Here is a 16,140-nt window from a genome sequence, read left to right on the forward strand (position 1 = left end):
CTAAATTTCAATTTCATTGACATAGTTTCTCTGAAATTATAGAGTCCATTTACGGCTTAGAGAGAAGCCTTCAGCCCAAGCAAGCAAAGACTTTCGAGTCCTCTCTGTAATTTTTAAGTTTCAATATCTATGCATCACTTATTTATGGGCAGTAAGAAATGGTGCATGTATTTGTTTCTGAAACTAAATTACAGAGAGGCTATACATGTCACAACCCCCACGTATTACTGCGTCAAAATTCGAAAAGCTTAAAAAACAAGCAAAAGAAATCAAGAAAGAAAAAAATATATCCCATGCTAAAGCGCTTGAGATTGTTGCTAAAAGTAATTGCTTTGGTAATTGGAAAGCTGTAGTTAACGCCTATGATAATGATGCTAGCATCAAAACACCGACTCCTAATGTATCTCAGACTTTTATTAATGACTCCGATGTTATTTTAGATGATAGTGACCAACAATTACTTCAGCAAGAACGGACTGAAGATATTGATGAAGTAACAAAATTACGAGTCAACAATAATAAAAAAATCCTTGCACAATTAGCTATCGAGTTTTCTATTTTTGAACCAACTAAGACAGGATTAAAAAAAGGAATATTAGATGCAACACAAGTCGTAAGGACTCACTTTGAAATAACAGATTTTCATCACTATGAGCAACAAGGCCAAGGGGCGAAAGAATATGGTATAAATAAAACAGCCTTTTTGCTCACATCCGAAAAACGGAAACAGACCACTGTTAGTTTATATCGCCCTAAAACGAAAAAAGGTGACCCAAGAATGTGGTTCCCCAGCCTTCAACATTTCACATTCGCCGGAGCACAAATTGCTATTGTTATTCATAATGACTGCGCCTATCTAATAGATCTAAGTTCAGTAAATCTGACCTTAGAACTAGAATCTACAGCAAGTCAGCTAAGAAAGTTCGTTGATAGTTACTTAAGCGAAAATAATGCTATTGCTAATGAATTACTCAACAAGCTAAAAGAATTAGCCAAAACACCAATAAAAGCGACACATGTTGGTGATACTGCAGTAGGTATGTCTATTGAAGATGCATTAGGTATTCAAGCAAACTCAAGTAAGTTACCAGATTATAAAGGTATTGAACTAAAGTCTGGGCGTAATGCCGAGAAAAATAGAACAACAATTTTCGCTCAAGTTGCTGAATGGGAAATAAGCCCCTATAAGAAAAGTGCTGAGATCCTAGATAAATTTGGCTACTTCAGAGAAGATGATTTTAAGCTCTATTGTACCATTAGTACGCGAAAACCTAACAGCCAAGGATTAGTATTCAAGGTTGAAGAGGATGTTTTACAGGAGTGGTGTGCTGAGTATAAAGATGATAAAAATATATTTAAAGAGCACGTAGCAAGTTGGAGTGGCAAACTACTTCGCAAACGATTGAAAGAAAAGCATTCTGAAACATTTTGGATTGAAGCTAAAAGTCAATTTATTGATGGCGTTGAATACTTTCAGCTAATTTCTGTTACTCATACAAAAGCCCCCCTCTTAAACCAACTAATGCCTTTGCTTGAAAATGGAACCATAACGATGGACCATTTGATTAAACGCTCAGCAAAAAATGGTAGAGTATCGGAAAAAGGGCCTCTGTTTAAAATTAATCCAAGAGATCTAGGCTTAATATTCCCTGAGCCTGTTAAGTACAATTTAACTGTAAATACTGGTATTCAAAAATCTATTATCAATAATAATAAAGAGATAAGTGAACACCTACCAACAACAACATGCCCTATTTGTAATGGTAAGTGCCGCTTAACTAAAGAGGATTGCCCTGTTTGTAATGGTATGGGGTCGATAAAAATAGCTGAAGTTAAAAATATTAATCTCGCTAATTATAATGAATTCAAATGTCCTGATTGTAGGGGGAATATTACATTAGAATGCTCTACTTGTGGTAGTTCTGGATTAATTAATAGAGAGAAAGCACTAGAATTAAAATAATTTTTTTAAAAATTTAAAACCTAACTTTAAGAGACTGTAATTTAAAATTAATAATCGTTGAGATTTTTCTCAACGATTAAACCATTCTATAATGTTTATTATCAAGTTATAAATTACTTAATCTATAAATAATTATAATGAATATAGTTTGGTTAGAGCAATTTTGGCCTTTTTTCTTTCTCAAATCTATCCATTAGTTCCAATTTATGTGCTAATTTTTTCAGAGCTACATCTTGATTGAAATTTTCTAATTCTTCTGCTGTAAAATGAGCTTTGTAGCAACGATAAGTACCCTTAAGTTCATTCCATATATCGGTACAATCTTCCTCTTTGAAATGCTCATCTGCTACTTTACGTTGAGTATCATTAACAACACTGGAATAATAATTAATACAAAACGATTTCCCTTTTCGTGAGTCTAAAAACAGTACTACATCAGAATCAGTGGGCCATCCCTTTAATGCAAATCTGATTGCTGGATAACCGTGCCAATGAACAATAACTGAGTATAATTCAGCATTAAGCTTCACAGACAAAGCGTTATGCAATTGATCTTTATATGCTTTCAATACTTTATCTTGCATTTTTTGTGCTTGCTTTATTTTAGCTAAATTAGACAAGATAAAATTTATATTTTCATCTGAGACTTCTGGCTTATTCATTATATTTTCCAAGTGTAAAATAAATTCACGAAGCAAAATCACCCATTTATTTAGTGGCTCTGAAATAAAGTAGCCCGAGAGCTTATCCTTAATAGAATTAATTAAGGTAGCATAACTTATTCCAATCCATTTTGTATTTTTTTGCGAAACACTCCCTGATGGCGACAAAATAATGAAAATACTTTTTTTGTTATCAGAAGCATTCTTTTTTGAAACATGATTTTCATAATCTTTAAATGGGTTATTTTGTTCATGAAAAATTTTATTTTCAATCACCATAATCCACTGCTGATTCTCTAGTAATAAATCAATTCTTTTACCCGTTTTAGTTCTGATTTCACGCTCTGGAGGTGAAACCAGAGAACAGTCTATTTTTTTATATTCGTCTGGTAAAATAGCAACTAATGCTTCAATAACCAAAGCACCTAAGCCATGAGATTCATTATCATCGAGAAAAAATGCAAGAATATCAGTTGTCGGATTTTCATAATACCCTCGGCTACCGATGCAAAAGATAGATGTTTCTTTATCTACGACTTGATTATATTGGTTCAATTCATCAAGAAATGATTTTATTTCTTCATAATTATTCACATTCAACCTTCCTTGAAATTAGATTCAGATATAAATTAATCTACCTTTTCCCAAACCCAAACGCCCCCACATGCCGTTCCCTATTCGCATCCAAATAATCCGCCCACCATTGCACCATCAGCCGCCTTTCTTCAATATGTTCTGCTTTATGAATATAAGCTGCTCTTACTGAATTGCGTTCTTGGTGGCTCATCTGCCTTTCTACTGCATCCTTCGACCATAACCCTGACTCAATCAACGAACTACAGGCCATTGTTCTAAAACCATGCCCACACACTTCCGTTTTAGTGTCATATCCCATCACACGTAATGCATTGTTCACTGTGTTTTCACTCATTGGTTTTCTAGGATTATGATCGCCGATAAAGATCAGCTCATGGTTACCGCTAAATTGATAGATCTGCTTTAAGATCTCAATGGCTTGTCTACTTAAAGGAACTAAATGAGGTGTACGCATTTTTGATCCGCGATGAGAGTGTTTAACGCCTTCTATCGCTTCGCGTTCAGCGGGGATCGTCCACATGGCATTATCAAAATCGATTTCATCCCAACGAGCAAAGCGCAGTTCACTGGAACGAATAAAGACTAATAAGGTGAGTTTGACTGCAAGTTTAGTTAAAGGTCTTCCTTTATAATCATCAATACGTTGTAAGAACTCAGGTAGACGTTTAAGCTCTAATGCGGCTCTATGAACTCGTTTACCAGTGGCAACTGCGCCAGCCATATCTTGTGCTGGATTATAGTCGATTAAACCGCTCTGTACGGCATAGCGCATAATGGCTGTCACACGCTGTTGTAAGCGTGCCGCCACCTCAAGACGTCCAGACATCTCTACGGCTTTAATCGGTTCGAGGAGATCGCGAGTTTTTAGTTCGGCAATATTACGTTTACCGATAGCAGCAAAGATGTTGTCTTCAAGGCTTTTGAGTACTCGATGGCTATGCCCTTCAGACCACTTCTTATTGGTTGCGTGCCAATCGCGAGCAACTTTCTCAAAGGTATTAAATTCCTTTTGCTGTTCTTCCTTTAATTCTTTCTTGAGTTCGCGTGGGTCGATACCTAAAGCAACTTGCTTTCTGGCAGCATCCCTTCTTTCTCTTGCATCCGCTAAGGAGATTTCAGGGTATACACCAAAAGCCATCAAATGTTGTTTGCCGCCAAAGCGAAAACGGAAGCGCCAATATTTAGAACCATTGGGGTGAATATAAAGAAACAAGCCATCACTGTCTGTCAGTGTATAAGCTTTCTCGTCAGGTTTAGCTGCTCGAACTTTCGTATCGGTTAATGCCATATTCTTTGTCCTCTCACCTTTGAGCAAGCATATACTCTAAATAATTCGGATTACATGTAGGCGGCAAGTGAAGATAGCCGAGGAGCATAGATAACTATGTGACTCGGATAGCTGAACGAAGCCAACACCCATGTAATTCGAAGTATGACGAGTATACATTCATTATCGAAGCGACGTATATACTCAGATATATACTCACTCGGAGATTGATGTGGGTTGAGTTAGATTGACATGCATTGACTGAAAACGCGGTGAAAGCCTTGCAAACACTGGATTTTAGATACAAAAAAAGACGTCCGTTGACGTCTCTTGATGTTCTTATGGTGCCGAAGGCCGGACTCGAACCGGCACACCCGAAGGCGGTTGATTTTGAATCAACTGCGTCTACCAATTCCGCCACTCCGGCACGAAGTGATGTGTTTCTTGGAAAACGCTGCCATTATACTTGCCTTGTGCCTACTGGCAACACTTATTCGTGAAGATACGGTTTGTTCGATTAAAAAAAAAGCATATTCCTTAGATCTTATAAAATCACAAGGAAAGCTTCTTTTGTTTATATATCTATTAATGAGTATGTTAACTTCTCCCAAATTATTTTTCTTATCACGAGGCTCTGTGACTGGCGGCAGGTCATTATTTTTGTTAGTTTATCTGCAATCTAATGTCAATATTTAAGGTTTAATCATGGGTTTTGTTGGGTGGATAGCAACAGGTATCTTTATTGGCATCTTAATTGGTGTGGTAATGAAGATTTTCGCGAAGAAAAAATAATATGGCTGAAAGGCCATTTGCAAACAATCATATCGGCTGGCTTCCAACATGAAGAAATCATTTCTAAAAGTTCTGTCTGTATCTGCATTATCCTTAGTGTTAATGGCATGTTCAAGTAAGACAGAAAAAGCACCAAAGTTTTTGCAAAGTAATGATATTGAATCCTCTGACTGGCAAGTTTTTGAGGGAGATAGAAGGACTTACGAGCGCGTCGCTAAGATTGTCGATTTATACGCTAATCGCATTTTTAATGAAAGCAATGCACGGGGCATGGCTATCATTGTTATCGATAATAATCAGGCGTTATCGCGTTATTATGGTGAAACCGCACCGGGTAATGGTAAAAAACCTGGTCCAAACTCATTAATTCGCATTGCATCAATTACAAAATTAATGACAAGCGAAATATTAATTAAGCTTGAACAAGATAAGAAACTACTAATTACGGACCCATTACAACAATACGCTTACCATGGCGTTACTGTTCCTGATAATGCCAGCGGGCAACCTATTCGCTTATATCACTTAGCAAGCCATACCAGTGGCTTACCTCGCGAACAACCCGGTGGGAAATGGGGACGTCCTGTTTTTATTTGGCCAACTCAAGATAACCGCTGGACCTGGCTAAAAACAGGTAAGTTAGATGCAACACCGGGAACAGAAGCTTCTTATTCCAACTTAGCGTATGACTTATTGGCAGATGCGATGGTTAAAGCTTCAGGAGTCTCTTACCCTCAGCTATTTAACCACTATGTTACTTCTCCCGCCAAAATGACGAATACCACTTACACCCCCAATAATGCACAATGCGCGCGGTTAATGGAAGGAACGAAACCCAGCCCTTGCCATAACACTCTTGCAGCAGCAGGAAGTGGTGGTGTGTATTCCACCCCTGCAGATATGCAAAAATGGATGCAGCAATTTTTATCGACAGACAGTAACCTAAGAAAAGTCACCGCAGCCCGTGAACAAGGCATCTATTTTCCCCGTGAAAAACTTTTAGAAATTAAAGGGATGGATGTTGCAGGCCATGCTGATGGATTAGGCCTTGGGTGGGTGTATATGAAACCGAAAAATGGCATTCCTGGTATTTACCAAAAAACAGGTGGCGGTGGCGGGTTTAACACCTATATGGCGATGATCCCACAGCAAAATATTGGGGTATTTGTGGTAATGACCCGCAAAGATAACAGTAAATTCAGTAAATTAACGATTGGTGTTAATGAACTAGTCGCCTCATTATCTACTAACCATGCGTATGGGAAACATTGAAGGAGTACCGCCGAAGTGTTACAAACAATGGCGAGTTACACCCCGACCCTAAAACGTGGATTTACCCGCGTTATCTCATTAATTGCGACAACAGCCTGATAAATTCAGGCTGTTTTTGATAATTTTACTATCCATTTTTAAAATCAATTCATTCAGATTACCGATAATCTTTTAGCCTTCCATTAACACATGCGGAGCTAAAATGAGAACAAAAAACCACGCGATAACATCAAGTTGTCAGGCTACACAATACCCCAAAATTAGCCAATTTGAATTGATAGAAGTTTTAAATAGTATTAAAGGCCATTGTACTAAAAAACCAGAGTATGTAGAAAATAGGTCTATTGCTATTCAATATCCCTACAAGTATTTCGAAGGCTCAGAATTACAAGCTATCAAAGCTTGCCGACAAGAAGAAAGACGAATATATCGGGAAAAGTGCCAGATGGCTTTTAAATTTAAACGACAAAATAGTATGAAAGGTGGAATTTTTTCACTTGCTCAGCAATTAGCAAACCGGAGTCGCCAAAATATTTTAGCTATTGATGACCAAAGTAATATCCCAGGTGCCAGAAAAAAGTTATTTCAACCGCAAACAAGGATAGTAGCCTTTATCAGTGCATTAGGTTATGCGTTATTTGGATAATAAAAAACGGTAGTTTTTTCAATATACTACCGTTTTTTATCTCTCATTCCTCTATCACTATTTTCGTTTGACTAATAATACGATACTAACAATCAAAAACAGTAAACTTGGCAAAATTGCCGCAACAATGGGTGGTACCGAATAAACTAGGCTCCAGTTACCAAACCCTTGGTTGAGTACGTAAAACAAGAACCCACCCACAATACCTGAAATAACACGAACACCCATCGGAACGGTACGCAGCGGCCCAAAAATAAATGAAACTGCCATTAACATCATGACGGCTGCGGATAATGGCGCCAGTATTTTTTTCCACATACTGAGCTCATAAACCGCGGCAACTTGGCCACTTTCTTTTAAGTACGAGACATATTGATATAGGCCACGGATGGAAAGCGAGTCAGCATTCAGTGAAACTATTCCTAGTTTTTCTGGGGTGAGATTGGTTTTCCAATCAACCGTTAATCGCTGTGAACCTGTAATTTTTTTCTCACTACTTAGAATTGACTCGTCCACTTGAGATAATACCCAAAGCTGATTTGTCGAGTCATACTCGCCATTCGCAGCAAACATCACTGACTTCAATTTACGTTGGTCATCAAAACGATACACCGACACATCTTGAATCGATGTCGCATTATTAATCCGCTGAATATGGATAAAATCGTTGGCATCTTTTGCCCACATACCTTCATCTGTCACAACTAATGAATTACCCACGATTTTTTCTGCGCGATAATTTCTTGCCCACTGCTCTCCCGCTGGTGCGATCCACTCACCGATAAACATGGCGACAATGACCAATGGAACCGCCGTTTTCATCACCGATAATGCGATTTGCAAGCGAGTAAAACCAGAAGCTTGCATAACGACTAGCTCACTACGTGAGGCCAGTGCCCCTAACCCCATGAGCGCACCTAACAACGCCGCCATTGGAAAGAAAATATCAATATCTTTTGGAACAGTTAATAAGGTGAATACACCTGCACTCAATGCCGTATAGTCGCCATCGCCCACTTTGCGAAGCTGCTCGACAAATTTAATGATCCCAGCTAGGGAAACGAGCAAAAATAACGTCACTAAAATCGAATTTAAGATGGTTCGACCGATATACCTATCTAAAACACCAAACATCAGGCAACCCCTTTACTCAATTTAAGACGTATACGGCGCATTGGGACGGTATTCCACGCATTTAGGACTATCGCTAATACCAAATACCCCACATTCACCGCCCACATGGTATACCTTGGGTCAAGGTCGCCCTTATCAGCACTGTTACGCAATGTACTTTGTAATAAAAAGAAAATGAGGTACAGCAACATTGCAGGAAGCATACTGAGTACCCGCCCCTGACGTGGGTTAACCTCGCTTAACGGCACAACCATCAAAGCCATGACGACAACGGAGAAAACAATGGTTAAACGCCAATGAAACTCAGCGTTCACCTCAGGCGTATTTTCAGACCACAGTTGCAGCATATTTTTTTGCTCGACTCTGTCACTACGCGTTTCTGCAGTTTGGTGATCAACAATGGCTTGGTAATTAACAAAGTCAGTTATGCGAAAATCACGCAGTAACGCGGTTCCTTCATAACGAGTACCCTCATTTAAAACAACGACTTGTCGACCATCAGGATCTTCTTTCATATAGCCGCTATCAGCAACCACAACAGAAGGCCGTTGTTCATTAGCGGCGCGTAGTTGTGCAAGAAATACATTCTTGAAGTTGTTACCTTTTACATCACCAATGTACAGCACATAGTTGCCATCTTTAGTGGTTTTAAATTGCCCTTCGACCATTGCAGCTAACCCGGGATTGGCTTTCGCATCAGCCAATACCTGCTCTTGATATTGAGATGACCACGGCAACATCCACGTAATATTAGCAATCGCGACCATAGCGGTAATGACTGCAAGGACTAACGCAGCTTTCACTAAAACACTTTTACCTAAACCGCAGGCATGCATTACCGTGATTTCACTTTCAGTATAAAGTTTACTGTAGGTCATCAAAAGCCCAAGAAATAGGCTCAAAGGTAAGATAAGCTGAGCCATTTCAGGCACACCTAACCCCAGCAAAGGAAGTACTAAGTTTGAAGGAATATTGCCCTGAACCGCAGCGCCAAGAATATCTATCGACTTCTGACTAAAAAAGATTAGCATCAATACAAAAAGTATGGCTAACTGACTTTTCAGGGTTTCCCGTACCAAATATCTAATAATGATCACGCTTATTACGCCTGTGAAAACTTGTCTTTTGGGAAGAAAATGGCTAAGTTCGTTCGATGTCTGCCATTTACTAACATATACTCTAGTTTATTGTATGGCTAGAATGATATAAAAGCATTATCTATACTGATTGAAATATCAGAACATGCTTAATATTCGAGAAACCAGATATACCCGCCATACTTCATGGTGTATCGCGATTAACAGCATACAATGTGAGCTATTTCGCGTATAGATGGTTAGTTTAACATAAAGAGTTCATTCTCTATGAGGTAGATCATGCGAAACGCTAATTTTAGCGGGAGCATCGGCCTTTGTCTTTAAGATTCAGGAGAACGCATGGAGTTTAGTGTAAAAAGTGGTAGCCCGGAAAAACAGCGCAGCGCATGCATTGTTGTCGGAGTCTTTGAACCACGCCGTCTGTCCCCAATTGCTGAACAGCTGGACAAAATAAGTGACGGATATATCAGCGCCCTGCTGCGCCGCGGCGAACTTGAGGGTAAAGTGGGGCAATCCCTGCTACTCCATCATGTACCCAACGTTCTGTCTGAACGCATTCTACTTATCGGTTGTGGTAAAGAACGCGAATTAGATGAGCGCCAATTTAAACAAATTATTCAGAAAACAATCAGCACACTGAATGAAACTGGCTCAATGGAAGCCGTCTGTTTCTTAACTGAATTACACGTCAAAGGTCGTAATAATTACTGGAAAGTGCGCCAAGCCGTCGAAACAGCCAAAGAGTCGCTGTATGTATTTGATCAACTGAAAAGTAATAAGACAGAGCATCGCCGTCCGCTACGCAAACTGGTTTTCAACGTGCCAACTCGCCGTGAATTAACTAGTGGTGAACGTGCTATTTCCCACGGCTTAGCGATTGCTTCAGGTGTTAAAGCGGCGAAAGATTTAAGCAATATGCCGCCAAACATCTGTAATGCAGGTTATTTAGCATCTCAAGCTCGTCAATTAGCTGATATTTCAGACAGTAAACTCACCACTCGAGTGATTGGTGAGGAGCAAATGAAAGAACTTGGAATGAATGCCTATCTAGCGGTCGGTCAAGGTTCACAAAATGAATCGCTAATGTCCATCATGGAATATAAAGGCAGTCCAGACCCAGAAAGCAAACCTATCGTTTTACTTGGTAAAGGCCTAACCTTTGACTCCGGCGGTATTTCAATTAAACCATCCGAAGGCATGGATGAAATGAAATACGATATGTGCGGTGCTGCAAGTGTATATGGCGTCATGCGCTTTATCACTGAATTGCAATTGCCAATTAATGTGATTGGGGTTCTTGCTGGCTGTGAAAACATGCCTGGTGGCCGTGCTTATCGCCCAGGTGATATCCTTACTACCATGTCTGGGCAAACCGTTGAAGTCCTCAATACCGATGCCGAAGGCCGTTTAGTTCTGTGTGATGCACTCACCTATGTTGAGCGTTTTGAGCCAGAGCTGGTTATCGATATAGCCACTTTAACAGGGGCTTGTGTGATTGCATTAGGTAGCCATTACACTGGGTTGATGTCAAACCATAATCCACTGGCTCACGAGCTATTAAATGCTTCTGAGCAAGCAGGCGACCGTGCATGGCGTTTACCATTAGCAGATGAATATTTTGACCAAATCACACCAAATTTTGCTGATTTAGCCAATACCGGTGGACGTCCAGCGGGTGCTATCACCGCAGGTTGTTTCTTGTCTCGCTTTGCGACGAAATATAACTGGGCACACCTTGATATCGCAGGAACTGCTTGGCGTTCAGGTGCAGCGAAAGGGGCCACTGGCCGCCCTGTTTCCATGCTAGCGCAGTTCTTGTTGAACCGTGCAGGCCTTAATGGTGATGAATAACCCGATTTAGCATTTTAGCTGTACATCACTCGTAAAAATATCCCGATGAGCACTTATGCGATTCGGGATATTATTTTTGGCTTTTCGATACACATAGAAGCCATTTTGAGGCAGCAATAAAAAAGGTTATAATTCAACATAGAAATAATTTTGAGCTATGCCACCAAAAAACTTAACCAACACCCCTACAAATTGAAGGATGGCAATTTACGCTATACCCTAAATAATTCAGTTTGTAGGTAGGCGGCAAGCAATTGAGGCCTTGGGAGCATACAAGAGTATGTGACTAAGGCGAAAGCGCGTAGCCAACACCCCTACAAATTGAAGTATGACGGGTATATGAAAAAAGGTACATTTTACCAACTAGAACAGACATCACCACATTCTGAACTTGAAGCCCATGAATGGTTAGCTTGTGAGCTTGCCGCTCAGATGTGGCGCAGTGGAAAGCGTGTTTTGGTTGCTTGCGAAACACAGCTACAAGCAGAAAAGATTGATGAGGCCCTTTGGCAGCGTGATCCACACCAGTTTGTCCCGCATAATTTGGCAGGGGAAGGCCCGCGTTATGGTGCACCGATTGAAATTTGCTGGCCGGCCAAAAGAGGCACAACACCTCGCGATATACTGATTAATTTACAAAATCAGTTCGCAGATTTTGCCTCGGCTTTCCATGAAGTGATAGACTTCGTACCTATTGATGAAACTTTAAAACAGTTGGCGCGTGAACGGTATAAAACGTACCGTAGCGTCGGCTTCAATTTGACTATGGCGACGCCGCCAACTTACTGAATACAAAAAGATAATGGAAAAGAAACCAGATAGCCCAATGAATGAGCCCTCGCTCGATAAAACATATAACCCCGCAGAGATTGAGCAGTCACTGTATGCTCACTGGGAGAAAAGCGGTTATTTTAAACCTAATGGGGATACCACCCAAGACAGCTTCTGTGTCGTCATTCCGCCACCGAACGTCACTGGTAGCCTGCACATGGGGCATGCCTTCCAGCAAACTATCATGGATACCATGATCCGCTACCAGCGTATGCAAGGTAAAAATACCTTATGGCAAACGGGAACAGACCATGCGGGTATTGCAACTCAGATGGTCGTTGAGCGAAAAATTGCAGCCGAAGAAGGTAAAAACCGTCACGACTACGGCCGCGATGCGTTCATTGACAAAATCTGGGAATGGAAAGCGGAATCTGGCGGTACAATTTCACAACAAATGCGCCGTTTAGGCGACTCTGTTGATTGGGATCGCGAGCGTTTTACCATGGATGAAGGCTTATCTAAAGCTGTTAAAGAAGCATTCGTTCGTCTCTATAAAGAAAACTTAATTTATCGTGGCAAACGCTTAGTCAACTGGGACCCGAAACTGCACACGGCAATTTCTGACTTAGAAGTTGAAAACCGTGAAGTTAAAGGTTCTATGTGGCACCTGCGCTACCCACTGGCTGACGGTGCAAAAACCGCTGAAGGCAAAGACTACTTAGTGGTCGCGACCACTCGTCCTGAAACCATGCTAGGGGACACTGGTGTTGCAGTTAACCCTGAAGATCCACGCTATAAAGATTTAATTGGCAAAGAAATTATTCTGCCAATCGTTAACCGCCGTATCCCAATTGTGGGTGATGAACACGCCGACATGGAAAAAGGCACTGGTTGCGTGAAAATCACGCCAGCTCATGACTTTAATGACTATGAAGTCGGTAAACGCCATCAGTTAACGATGATTAACATGATGGACTTAGACGGTAACGTTCGTAACGAAGCAGAGGTTTTCGATACCAACGGTAACCCATCTACGGCTTATAGTTGCGAAATGCCAGAAGCGTATCGTGGGATGGAACGTTTCGCGGCTCGTAAAGCTATCGTGGCAGAGTTCGAACAACTTGGCCTGCTGGTTGAAGTAAAACCGCATGACTTAACAGTGCCTTACGGTGACCGTGGTGGCGTGGTTATTGAACCTATGCTGACCGACCAATGGTACGTGCGCACCGAGCCTTTAGCTCGTGATGCTATCAAGGCTGTTGAAGATGGCCGTATTCAGTTCGTTCCTCGTCAGTACGAAAACATGTATTTCTCTTGGATGCGTGATATTCAAGACTGGTGTATTTCTCGCCAACTTTGGTGGGGTCACCGCATTCCTGCATGGTATGACGAAAAAGGCAATGTCTATGTGGGTCGTGATGAAGACGAAGTCCGTCGTGAAAACAACTTAGGTGCAGATATCGCTCTGCGTCAAGATGATGACGTACTGGATACGTGGTTCTCTTCCGGTCTGTGGACATTCTCGACTCTCGGCTGGCCAGAAAATACCGATGCACTGAAAACCTTCCATCCAACAGATGTATTGGTCAGTGGCTTCGATATTATTTTCTTCTGGATCGCCCGTATGATCATGATGACCATGCATTTCATCAAAGATGAAAACGGTGAACCACAAGTACCATTTAAAACCGTTTACATGACAGGCTTGATCCGTGATGAAGAAGGCCAAAAAATGTCAAAATCCAAAGGGAACGTTATTGACCCACTGGATATGATTGACGGTATTTCTTTAGAAGACTTACTTGAAAAACGCACTGGCAACATGATGCAGCCGCAATTGGCTGAAAAAATTGCTAAACGTACTCGTAAAGAATATCCAGAAGGCATTGAAGCCCACGGTACTGACGCCCTACGCTTTACTTTAGCCGCATTAGCTTCAACAGGTCGTGACATCAACTGGGATATGAAACGTCTATCCGGTTACCGTAACTTCTGTAATAAATTATGGAATGCGAGCCGCTTCGTTCTGATGAATACCGAAGGCCAAGATTGCGGCCAAAACGGCGGTGAAATGAGCTTCTCATTGGCTGACCGCTGGATCATGGCGCAATTTAATCAGACTGTAAAAGCTTACCGTGAAGCGTTAGATACTCACCGTTACGATATCGCAGCGGGTATTTTGTATGATTTCACATGGAATGAATTCTGTGACTGGTACTTAGAGCTGTCTAAACCTGCAGTTCATAAAGGTAATGAAGCGCAAGTTCGTGCAGCGCGTTTCACCCTGATCGAAGTGCTGGAAGGCTTATTGCGCCTTGCTCACCCAATCATTCCATTTATCACTGAGACTATCTGGCAACGAGTGAAAGTCGTTAAAGGTATTGACGCTGATACCATTATGTTGCAAGCGTTCCCTGAGTTCGATGCCGCTAAAGTCGATGAACTTGCGCTGAGTGACCTTGAGTGGATCAAAGAAGCGATTATTGCCGTTCGTAACATTCGTGCAGAAATGAATATTTCACCAGGTAAACCGCTCGATGTGATGCTGCGTGGTGCTTCTGCTGATGCAAAACGCCGTATCGAAGAAAACCAAAACTTTATCAAATCAATGGCGCGTTTAGAAAGCATCCGCGTGCTATCTGAAGGCGAAGAAGCACCGGTTTCTGTCACCAAACTGGTTGGCGGTGCAGATCTCCTTATCCCAATGGCTGGCTTAGTCGATAAAGACGCAGAGCTGGCTCGTTTAGATAAAGAGCTGGAAAAAGTGGTGAAAGAAATCGAAACCATTGAAAACAAACTGGCAAACGAAGGTTTTGTGAGCCGTGCGCCTGCTGCCGTTGTTGAAAAAGAGCGTGAACGCTTAACTGCCAATATTGAAGCAAAAGCTAAAATTGAAGCACAAAAAGTGACGATTGCCTCTTTGTAATCATTAAGCTTTAAGTATCTGTCCCTGACTCGTCGTTGATGAGTCAGGGCTTTTTTGTATTAGGGCATTGAAAATATTAAAAATGTGCCAATATCATACATATTGCGACTACCAATGCCGCAATGAAAAATATAATTAATACAAATAAAAGAGATGTTCCCATGACAACAGACACAAACCAAACCGTTAAAGTTCGTTTAATTCAACCTCAAGACAACCCTGGGATCGCCGCCGTTATTCGCGAAGTTTCCGCTGAACATGGCTTAACTGCGGACAAAGGCTTTGCCGTTGCTGACCCTATTTTAGATACCTTATTTGAGGTGTATAGCAAACCGCGCAGTGCTTACTGGGTAGTTGAAATGGATGGCAAAATTGTTGGCGGTGGCGGTGTTTCACAAGTTGCTGGTGGTGATAGCGAAACAGCAGAATTACAGAAAATGTATTTATCTTCAGTACTACGCGGCAAAGGCTTAGCGAAGCAAATCGTACTGATGTCTCTGGAGTTCGCTAAACAGCAAGGTTACACCCGTTGCTACCTAGAAACAACCAAAGAGCTCCAAGCAGCTATTAAGTTATATGAAAAATTAGGGTTTGAATTTATTGATGAACCGTTAGGAAATACGGGTCATAGTGACTGTGAAATTCGCATGTTAAAGGCATTATAATTCTACGCTAAACGAAAAAGGATAGTTTTTAGCTATCCTTTTATGCAGTTGCATGATGCGACTAATAATTAATGAACGCGATCTTCAGGGTCGATATCGTCACCGTCTTCGTCGTCATATTCTGCGTCTGGGTCTTCAAAATACGTGCCCCAACCATCATAGTTGATGCCCATTTTCTCAGCCAGTTTCATTAATTGTTCAACTTGTGCGTCAATCAGCTCTGCATTTAAAGCACTTTCACTGATCACATCGCAGCACATCAGAGTTTCACCCGTTTCAATTTCGAGTTCTTCCGCATCCGTGACTTCATAGCCTAGTTTAAAAGCTTCAACAGCCGCTTTTTCTAACAGTGCAAAGTTGTCAGCAGAGAAATGATGCTCAATCGCATACAATGCATCAGGATCGCTGCCATCTTCCAATAATTCTTCGATAATTAAGCGAGTTTCTTCGTACTGCGCATCCAATTCAGCTTTATCTACCATATCCACACCCCTTTT

12 protein-coding genes and 1 tRNA gene are annotated in these 16,140 nt (G+C 41.1%); 7 read left to right on the top strand and 6 right to left on the bottom strand.

Going from position 1 to position 16,140, the window contains the following annotated elements:
* Positions 1-205: 205 nt before the first annotated feature.
* Entirely contained in the window at positions 206-1,963 is a 1,758-nt protein-coding gene (locus PR683_RS09315; protein ID WP_272581771.1) for an MvaI/BcnI family restriction endonuclease, read from the top strand.
* A 152-nt stretch (positions 1,964-2,115) separates the two neighbouring features.
* On the opposite strand, the gene PR683_RS09320 is transcribed toward PR683_RS09315, so the two are convergent.
* The 3 genes from PR683_RS09320 to PR683_RS09330 form a co-directional block, all read right to left on the bottom strand.
* Positions 2,116-3,219 (bottom strand): PDDEXK-like family protein, encoded by a 1,104-nt coding sequence (locus tag PR683_RS09320; protein WP_272581772.1) that lies wholly within the window; start codon positions 3,217-3,219, stop codon positions 2,116-2,118.
* Positions 3,220-3,259: 40 nt separating this feature from the next.
* A complete protein-coding gene (locus PR683_RS09325; RefSeq protein ID WP_272581773.1) occupies positions 3,260-4,510 on the bottom strand; it encodes a tyrosine-type recombinase/integrase in 1,251 nt (416 codons plus the stop codon).
* A 321-nt stretch (positions 4,511-4,831) separates the two neighbouring features.
* A tRNA-Leu gene (locus PR683_RS09330) sits at positions 4,832-4,916 on the bottom strand.
* Between the two features lie 413 nt (positions 4,917-5,329).
* On the opposite strand from PR683_RS09330, the gene ampH reads away from it, so the two are divergent.
* Both ampH and PR683_RS09340 read left to right on the top strand, forming a co-directional pair.
* Positions 5,330-6,553 carry a D-alanyl-D-alanine-carboxypeptidase/endopeptidase AmpH gene (gene ampH, locus PR683_RS09335; protein ID WP_004907539.1) on the top strand — a complete coding sequence of 408 codons (1,224 nt, stop codon included), beginning with the start codon at positions 5,330-5,332 and terminating at the stop codon, positions 6,551-6,553.
* A 202-nt stretch (positions 6,554-6,755) separates the two neighbouring features.
* On the top strand, positions 6,756-7,199 hold the full coding sequence (locus PR683_RS09340) for a hypothetical protein (RefSeq protein WP_164529233.1): 444 nt from the start codon (positions 6,756-6,758) through the stop codon (positions 7,197-7,199).
* Positions 7,200-7,256: 57 nt separating this feature from the next.
* Here PR683_RS09340 and lptG read toward each other — a convergent pair whose 3' ends face one another.
* Entirely contained in the window at positions 7,257-8,333 is a 1,077-nt protein-coding gene (lptG, locus tag PR683_RS09345) for an LPS export ABC transporter permease LptG (RefSeq protein WP_004907535.1), read from the bottom strand.
* A complete protein-coding gene (gene lptF, locus PR683_RS09350) occupies positions 8,333-9,430 on the bottom strand; it encodes an LPS export ABC transporter permease LptF (RefSeq protein WP_110731596.1) in 1,098 nt (365 codons plus the stop codon). Before lptF ends, lptG begins: the two co-directional genes overlap by 1 nt.
* 339 nt (positions 9,431-9,769) lie before the next feature.
* Between lptF and pepA the strand changes: the two genes are divergently transcribed.
* The 4 genes from pepA (at position 9,770) to PR683_RS09370 (ending at position 15,643) form a co-directional block, all read left to right on the top strand.
* Complete coding sequence (gene pepA / locus PR683_RS09355) at positions 9,770-11,281, top strand: leucyl aminopeptidase (RefSeq protein ID WP_004907531.1); 1,512 nt, start codon at positions 9,770-9,772, stop codon at positions 11,279-11,281.
* Between the two features lie 339 nt (positions 11,282-11,620).
* The gene (locus PR683_RS09360; RefSeq protein WP_272581783.1) at positions 11,621-12,070 is read left to right on the top strand and encodes a DNA polymerase III subunit chi; all 450 of its coding nucleotides are present in this window, start codon (positions 11,621-11,623) and stop codon (positions 12,068-12,070) included.
* A 37-nt stretch (positions 12,071-12,107) separates the two neighbouring features.
* The gene (locus tag PR683_RS09365; RefSeq protein ID WP_272571191.1) at positions 12,108-14,978 is read left to right on the top strand and encodes a valine--tRNA ligase; all 2,871 of its coding nucleotides are present in this window, start codon (positions 12,108-12,110) and stop codon (positions 14,976-14,978) included.
* A 161-nt stretch (positions 14,979-15,139) separates the two neighbouring features.
* Complete coding sequence (locus PR683_RS09370; protein ID WP_110731594.1) at positions 15,140-15,643, top strand: GNAT family N-acetyltransferase; 504 nt, start codon at positions 15,140-15,142, stop codon at positions 15,641-15,643.
* Positions 15,644-15,711: 68 nt separating this feature from the next.
* Here PR683_RS09370 and rraB read toward each other — a convergent pair whose 3' ends face one another.
* Entirely contained in the window at positions 15,712-16,125 is a 414-nt protein-coding gene (rraB, locus tag PR683_RS09375) for a ribonuclease E inhibitor RraB (RefSeq protein WP_004907524.1), read from the bottom strand.
* Positions 16,126-16,140: the final 15 nt, after the last annotated feature.

The sequence above is a fragment of the Providencia sp. PROV269 genome, from assembly GCF_028477785.1.
Lineage (GTDB): Bacteria > Pseudomonadota > Gammaproteobacteria > Enterobacterales > Enterobacteriaceae > Providencia > Providencia rettgeri.

Excerpts from the sequence above, each read along its gene's own strand:
- PR683_RS09315 (WP_272581771.1), top strand. The coding sequence starts at position 206 with ATGTCACAACCCCCACGTATTACTGCGTCAAAATTCGAAAAGCTTAAA.
- PR683_RS09325 (WP_272581773.1), bottom strand. The coding sequence starts at position 4,510 with ATGGCATTAACCGATACGAAAGTTCGAGCAGCTAAACCTGACGAGAAA.
- ampH (WP_004907539.1), top strand. The coding sequence starts at position 5,330 with ATGAAGAAATCATTTCTAAAAGTTCTGTCTGTATCTGCATTATCCTTA.
- PR683_RS09340 (WP_164529233.1), top strand. The coding sequence starts at position 6,756 with ATGAGAACAAAAAACCACGCGATAACATCAAGTTGTCAGGCTACACAA.
- lptG (WP_004907535.1), bottom strand. The coding sequence starts at position 8,333 with ATGTTTGGTGTTTTAGATAGGTATATCGGTCGAACCATCTTAAATTCG.
- pepA (WP_004907531.1), top strand. The coding sequence starts at position 9,770 with ATGGAGTTTAGTGTAAAAAGTGGTAGCCCGGAAAAACAGCGCAGCGCA.
- PR683_RS09360 (WP_272581783.1), top strand. The coding sequence starts at position 11,621 with ATGAAAAAAGGTACATTTTACCAACTAGAACAGACATCACCACATTCT.
- PR683_RS09365 (WP_272571191.1), top strand. The coding sequence starts at position 12,108 with ATGAATGAGCCCTCGCTCGATAAAACATATAACCCCGCAGAGATTGAG.
- PR683_RS09370 (WP_110731594.1), top strand. The coding sequence starts at position 15,140 with ATGACAACAGACACAAACCAAACCGTTAAAGTTCGTTTAATTCAACCT.
- rraB (WP_004907524.1), bottom strand. The coding sequence starts at position 16,125 with ATGGTAGATAAAGCTGAATTGGATGCGCAGTACGAAGAAACTCGCTTA.